This window comes from Methanobrevibacter sp. (assembly GCF_030539555.1).
Lineage (GTDB): Archaea > Methanobacteriota > Methanobacteria > Methanobacteriales > Methanobacteriaceae > Methanocatella.
In genome coordinates this window covers 1-6,340 of the sequence record NZ_JAUNXX010000081.1, presented here as the reverse complement: position 1 = coordinate 6,340, position 6,340 = coordinate 1, and the positions used below count along the sequence as shown (strand labels likewise).

The following is a 6,340-nucleotide window of genomic DNA, read 5'->3' as shown; positions in this document are numbered from 1 at the left end:
GTATAAACTAGTTGAGGCTCACATATTATATATCAAAAATAGAAAATGTCAAATTATGTAGATAATAAAAAATCCCACCATAAAAAATGGCGGGAATTCTTTAAGAAAAATAGGGGGGAATTTTCTTAAAAGGGCTACTTTACCCAGTCTCTTTTAATTCAATAGATTTCTTCTATCTTAGGCCTGACCTTTCCGTAGTAGATTTTCTTGACCCTTTCTTCTCAGTATTTCTCTACTAATTCCATTAGCAAATCATGTGTGCTCCATTCTGGCAGTTCATCTTCCTTCTCCTTACACTTAGTAGTGAAGATTTTATCGTAGAGCCATTCGTCACTTCATTCAACCTTAGCTAAGTCTCATTGAATACGTTTCATATCATATTCGTTTAGAGGAAATAATCAGGTTCGTCATGTTGTGATAGACTTATCTAAAATAGCTTTCCTTTCAGGGAATGCAGTCCCTTCTAACACTTTCAAATTTCTTTTCCCAGCTCCATCTGTAAAAGCTCTGTAATCCTTACTGCATCTCATTTCTACAAATTCGCTCCATAGAGTTTTAATTTCTTCCTGTTCAATTTCATTTGTTATTCATTCGAGGACTGTTGTGTTAAATTCTACACTATCCATCACCTCATCATATCTTTGCTGCTTCTTGGTTTTGCGTGGCTTCTTTGTGTTGCTATTATTTAGTTTAGTCTCAGCCGAAGGCTGTAAGGAGGAAGGCGACGCGTCAGCGTTGCTAAAATTTTCTGTGTTCGCCTTATTATTATTTTTATTGTTATTTTCTATTCTATTATTTATTATTTGTTTATGGTTGTACTCATGGGACATAGCTATGTCCTCTCAGGACAAAGGGTATGTACTAGTAGGACATAGGGGGGTATTATTTTCTGTGTCTAAAACATATCCTGTGTATTCTGCAATCTTATCTGGATTAAGTTTAAAAAATCTCTTATTTCATTCACTCTTATCGAAAACTTTAATTAAGATTCCGGCCTTTTCTAAAATGGCTATAGCATTTTCTTGGTTTTTTCTTTTAAGTCAAGTAGCTTCTCGTATATTATTTATTGAAGAATAGAAGCTCCCGTCCTCACGGAGTCTATCTTCATTTTTATAGTAATCATATTCAGATACTAATTCTCATAGCATTATTGCTGCTAAAGGTCATAATTCTTTAGCTACATATTTATTACAAAGACTAAATTTAGTCATAAGTAATTCTCTCATTGGTAGGTTATTATCCATTTTCCCCCTAAATTAATAATTAAAATTATTCCTCCTCATTTCTGAGATTTCTGATAAACTCTCTGTATATGTTCCTGTTTTAATATCATAATACATTTCCAACTCTACATCATTTACATATTTATCTTTTTCAAGTTTGAATGTTCTGGAAGGTATCTTTACGAAATCTTCATCACATTTCTTCATTGTAATGAACACATTTGAGAAGTCGAATATTTTTTGGCTACCCTCAAACTTTCAGAACTTATTTGTATGGTGCAATAGAATGACAGCAATATTTAGATTTTGCACAAGAGCTAAAAATGTTTCCATTGTTTGATTCTGGTGGCTTCTTGCTTCGTTTGTTAGGTTTCATTGTATCTTAGATAGACTATCAATAACAAATAACTCATATCATTCTTTTGTCTTCTCTGTTATCAACTCCACAAGCTCATCTAGTTTATAACCCATAGGAGAGCAATCATATCAGAATTGTCATAAACTATCAGCCACATATTTCTCCATATCTTTTCTTTCTTCTGGCGTAAGAGGGTTTTTATCTCAAAGAGCTTCTTTGGTTTTTCAATTTTTCCATAACCATCTATTGACCCATACAGTTTCAATTTTGAATTCTCAGTTTATATAAAAACACTTTCTCCCTTCAGCTGTGTTTCTTTTTATAATATCCATAGCGAATGTTGTCTTTCAGCTATTTGATGGTGCAACGATAGTCACTAACTCTCACGAAAGAAAGCTATTGAACTTTTCAAATCCTTTTGGGTAATAATATGTATGCAACTCTGTATTAACATCTGTATCAATAGCAGACAATATATCATCAATATTTTTTGCCTCTACAACTTCTTTCTTTTCTGGAAGCACCTCCGAATGATGCTCCTTCACCCATTGATATATATCTTTAGCTGTATACACACCATACCATAGCACCCAACATACCCAGCTTGGCCCTCATCTATCGTAACTTCATATCTTACCTAGTTTATCGATTCGGCTTCAATGAGCTTCTCAATTTATAAGTATCTGGTAGCTTCAATCTGAATTCCTTTTGAAATCAAACATTTCTCAATTTACCATACTACTTCAGCTTATCTCTGATAGCATAGTCATAGCGTCCATTGCGTTTATTCTTTCTCGTGTATCATCGTTGTCTAATAATTTCTTCAATTTTTGATTTTCTAATTCTACCTTCCTTTTTTGCTCAGCTCTATCAGCATCTGTTGTTGTGTTGCTATAAGCCCCCAACATTTCTTCTTCTGTATAGTATTCTTTGTTTCAATCTACTATGGCTAAATCAAATGGCTCCTCTGGATTTTTAAGATGTTTAAATCCTGGGACTCTAAGGACAACTGCTTCATTCTTTGGGATTGCTACATCTCCTCAGAAAAAGTTACATAGTCCCCAACATATTTTGTTCCAGTTTTCTTTTGTCCCGTCTTTAGCAAACCAGTACATATGATAACTCTTCTGACTCTCTACAATTAAGCTTGGTTTTAATGGACATAATCAGATAAGTTTCATTTGTTCTTCTTTTGGTTTATCATCAACTTCACATACCCAAGCATTTATATTTGTTACGCTTTCTTTATTTCTGGTTGAGCCATTCATTGAATTTACAGAGAAAAATATTCAGCATCATTTTTGATTGGCTCTCTCTAATATTCAATCCATTTGCTCGTCTGTGTAGTTGTTTTGATTTATAATCTTAGCTAATTTTGAATCTTTCCTTCACTTGTTATCGTCGAAGGTTTGGATGAGGCAGTCTTTGAAGTGGGGGTAAACTTCTCTCATCATTTGTAAATATATATTAGTCATTTTTTTGTTTGATGGTAATGGGGTAAAATGATTGTAGTTTATTCAACATCATCTCACGCGATACCATCGCTACAATAAGTTAATCCACCATATGGTATAGTAGGAGTAAGAGTTATTGTCTCATCTCTTTGTTGTCTCCTTTTGTTTCACTCTAAGTATTTTGTAGTGAAAGGAAACGACACCTGGCTAATCTTATCCATAGCCTCTCTGTCTTCGTAATTCTCAATGATGAATTTGATAACATCATCTAAAGTAATCTCTCATTTAAACATGGTAATAATAGTAAAAAATAAAAACCTTAAAGATAAGGTAAACAAAAACCCCGAAAAATGTTTCGGAGCTTATACAGAAATATCGCTATGTATTAACAGAGCTCCGTTTCTGTATAATACATCTTTGGGGTTTTTGTCTCTTATCTTGTTTCCATCATATGATAGAAAAAAATAATTTCAAGAGAAAACTTCTCTTGTATTTTTAGATTATATAAAAATGTCAAATTTTTATAACATTTTGTTAGGTAAGGTGGGAAGTATCATTTTTAAGAAATGTCAAATGATTTTTTTTATTTCACCTTAGAAAAATATAATCTATTAATAGAGAAACATATTTATCCCAAAAACACCATGTCGCTATTTAATGATTTAAAATGAGAGATAATACAAAACCCAAAGGCTACCTACAATTATGTAAAAGTTTTAAAGAAAGAAAAGGAGACCGAAGAGAACGAGGAAAAGAGATTAAAGAAAGAGCTGAAGGAATTATTAGCTCAGAAAAAGCAAGAATTGTCGAAAGAAGAATATGACAAACGGAGGGTAAAGGAATGGTATAAAAGGAATAAAGAGCGGTATGCAAAAAAACAATTAGAGAGATATCATAAAGAAAAGGCTGAAGAAGAAGAAATGATTGAGGGGATATATAAAGACATATACGACACTATACCCGACCCTATTAATTGGGATAAATACTATACTAAAAAGTACAGAGAAGATGATATCAATTATGAGGGGAAATTTAAATTTTCTTGGTGGGCTTCAAGATTAAATTGGGTAAAACCAAGTAGAGAAAAAAGATACGATAATCCTATAAGAATACATAATCATTGAGCATTAAATTGAATGATAACCAGCCTGGGGAATATGCAAGATAAAGCTTATGAATTAGTAAAAGAACATATAAACGAAATAGATTTAAAAAAATTTTGTTTGAGTAAAAAGCAGGGGCTTACAAAAAATCCGATGTGGGTGACTGACTGAAAAATGAGAGAATTATTACAAGTACCTAATATATCAGATAATCAGATATGTAGTGTCGCATCTGCTATGTTAAGAGATAAATATATAGTTAGTGAAATATATATGGGTAGGGTTAGTTTTCTTGTAGGAGATGTTATTATAACTCAGGCAGGTAATGTTCTTCGCCCGTGCTTAGAAAATAACATTCCCTGGCTTACTCCTGATACGGTTGAAGAATTACATAAAAAGAGACTTGATTGGTTAAAAAAGAAAATAGACGATTTGGATATATATATTTTACGGGATACTTACTTAGTTAAATATCAACCGAACGAATTTGAGCAACGATTTTATTTAATACCTACATAATATGGCATATTGATTTTTATATAAAGATTGGGACAATGAGAGGGGGCTTTGCTATGATTGAAATAAAATGAATCTTAAGTATTGTCTTGACCCCAAAGAGGCTGAGGAGTGGTATGAGAAAAATAAGAAGTTAATGGTGTTAGTTAATATCAAGCGTCCTCCTGATTTGGAAATACCTGTGCAAATCCCATTAGGCACTGACTTAAATTGGAAGAAAGATATAGATAAGACATTCCCTAGTTTTATCACCAAATGAGCTGTATCAACACGTATGGAATTTATACTCAGCCGTTTCCTTGATGATTATCAATTAGATGTAAATTGAGTATTTCACAGAAGAGAGAAGGAAGATGTATCCGCTTTGGAGAGTACAAAAAATGTATTAGCTCTTTGTATAATGAAAGACATCATACTATGACAATTCAGAGTCAGCCCATTAAAAATCCCTATGGGTAAAAATAAAAAGAATCTAAATAAAACAGAATATCTTGATTGGGATTTATGAGATGACTTCTCCATCTCATACAATGTACAAGGTACTGAATATAAAACAAATGTATTTTGAGTATATAAGCCAAAATTATTTGAGGCTATGCTAGCTGATAGTTGAAAAACTTTTCATTGATTTGTTTTACAGCGTTGGCAGATGATGGTGTGGTTATTGAGCTGATGAGTAACATATGTAATTGGTCCTAGGTGATGAGGTAAATCTCTCTATATTAACTGAGATATGGCTTGATATTTATTGAAGGAGATTACTGATAATAACGAAAGGGTACAAGAATGGACGCAACTTTATATGGGGTTAAGTCAGAAACAGAATGCGCCATACATGGTTTATGCTCAGCAGATGTTAAATAATCTTATCGATTTGCCTAGCTTCTGTAACAAGCTCCCAGATAGTTCAGGGCTTTATATTCTCGATTGAGATAAACAAAGGAAGCTTGAATATGTAACTACAAATCAGAATGACCCTACTAGGTCAAGGAGAACAAGAAAGTTTGTGTGAGACGAAGCTGATTATCTTGATTGGGATTATGTATGAACTGCTATGTCTACAGCAGACTCATTAGTGACGCTTATTTCAACAATTTGACCAAACACACAAGCTTGAAACTTCTATAAATGATGGCTTAATGCTTATAAAAACCAAAGAGAATATGAGCCTATAGATGTGCTTATTCATGATATATGGATTAAATATGGGCTACATCTATGTAAGGATAGGAAGGATTACATAAGGAAAATAAAGAATTGAGATTTCGAAAAAATGAGAGCTGAGTTTATTCAGCGTCGTCCAGAGGTTGCTTTACATTTTACAATGGATGATGTTGAGTTCTTGACAGAAGAACAGAAACAAGCCCAGGTAATAAGAGTCTTAAACGCTAGAGGTTATGATTATATGCTTGCCGAATACTATGGAGAATATTCCACAGACCAAACCGTATTCAATGTTGAATGAGTGCAGCTAGCCTGCCCTAGTGAATGTGACTATTGGGTTGTGGGTTACGATGAAGCTGATACCTTCGATAACCCTTGACTCTGTATCCTTGGAGCTAAGGATTGAAAGTACTACATTAAAGAAACTTACAACTTAGCTAAGGAGAGTAACGAGAGGTTTTCTAAAATGAAGCAGGTTATCCAGGATTTGAAAAATAAATGAAAACCTGTTTACTTAGTGCT

Annotated in this window: 6 protein-coding genes; 4 read left to right on the top strand and 2 right to left on the bottom strand. The window is 33.2% G+C overall.

All coding sequences use genetic code 11. The features are described 5' to 3' along the window. Positions 1-407: 407 nt before the first annotated feature. Both Q4Q55_RS09430 and Q4Q55_RS09425 read right to left on the bottom strand, forming a co-directional pair. On the bottom strand, positions 408-530 hold the full coding sequence (locus tag Q4Q55_RS09430; protein ID WP_303372559.1) for a hypothetical protein: 123 nt from the start codon (positions 528-530) through the stop codon (positions 408-410). Positions 531-1,256: 726 nt separating this feature from the next. Beyond that, the gene (locus tag Q4Q55_RS09425) at positions 1,257-1,430 is read right to left on the bottom strand and encodes a hypothetical protein (protein ID WP_303372558.1); all 174 of its coding nucleotides are present in this window, start codon (positions 1,428-1,430) and stop codon (positions 1,257-1,259) included. A gap of 2,272 nt (positions 1,431-3,702) precedes the next feature. Here Q4Q55_RS09425 and Q4Q55_RS09420 point away from each other — a divergent pair. From Q4Q55_RS09420 to Q4Q55_RS09405, 4 genes are all read left to right on the top strand, one after another. Then, a complete protein-coding gene (locus Q4Q55_RS09420) occupies positions 3,703-3,858 on the top strand; it encodes a hypothetical protein (protein WP_303372557.1) in 156 nt (51 codons plus the stop codon). Then, entirely contained in the window at positions 3,839-4,159 is a 321-nt protein-coding gene (locus Q4Q55_RS09415; protein ID WP_303372556.1) for a hypothetical protein, read from the top strand. The genes Q4Q55_RS09420 and Q4Q55_RS09415 overlap by 20 nt, the downstream gene beginning before the upstream one ends. Before the next feature lie 153 nt (positions 4,160-4,312). Next, the gene (locus Q4Q55_RS09410) at positions 4,313-4,657 is read left to right on the top strand and encodes a hypothetical protein (RefSeq protein WP_303372555.1); all 345 of its coding nucleotides are present in this window, start codon (positions 4,313-4,315) and stop codon (positions 4,655-4,657) included. Positions 4,658-5,978: 1,321 nt separating this feature from the next. Then, positions 5,979-6,119: a hypothetical protein gene (locus tag Q4Q55_RS09405; protein WP_303372554.1), complete on the top strand. Its 141-nt coding sequence runs from the start codon at positions 5,979-5,981 to the stop codon at positions 6,117-6,119. Positions 6,120-6,340 lie beyond the last annotated feature (221 nt).

Bases quoted from the DNA above. Each gene is read 5' to 3' on its own strand.
- Q4Q55_RS09430 (WP_303372559.1), bottom strand. From the start codon at position 530: ATGAGATGCAGTAAGGATTACAGAGCTTTTACAGATGGAGCTGGGAAA.
- Q4Q55_RS09425 (WP_303372558.1), bottom strand. From the start codon at position 1,430: ATGAAGAAATGTGATGAAGATTTCGTAAAGATACCTTCCAGAACATTC.
- Q4Q55_RS09420 (WP_303372557.1), top strand. From the start codon at position 3,703: ATGAGAGATAATACAAAACCCAAAGGCTACCTACAATTATGTAAAAGT.
- Q4Q55_RS09410 (WP_303372555.1), top strand. From the start codon at position 4,313: ATGAGAGAATTATTACAAGTACCTAATATATCAGATAATCAGATATGT.
- Q4Q55_RS09405 (WP_303372554.1), top strand. From the start codon at position 5,979: ATGGATGATGTTGAGTTCTTGACAGAAGAACAGAAACAAGCCCAGGTA.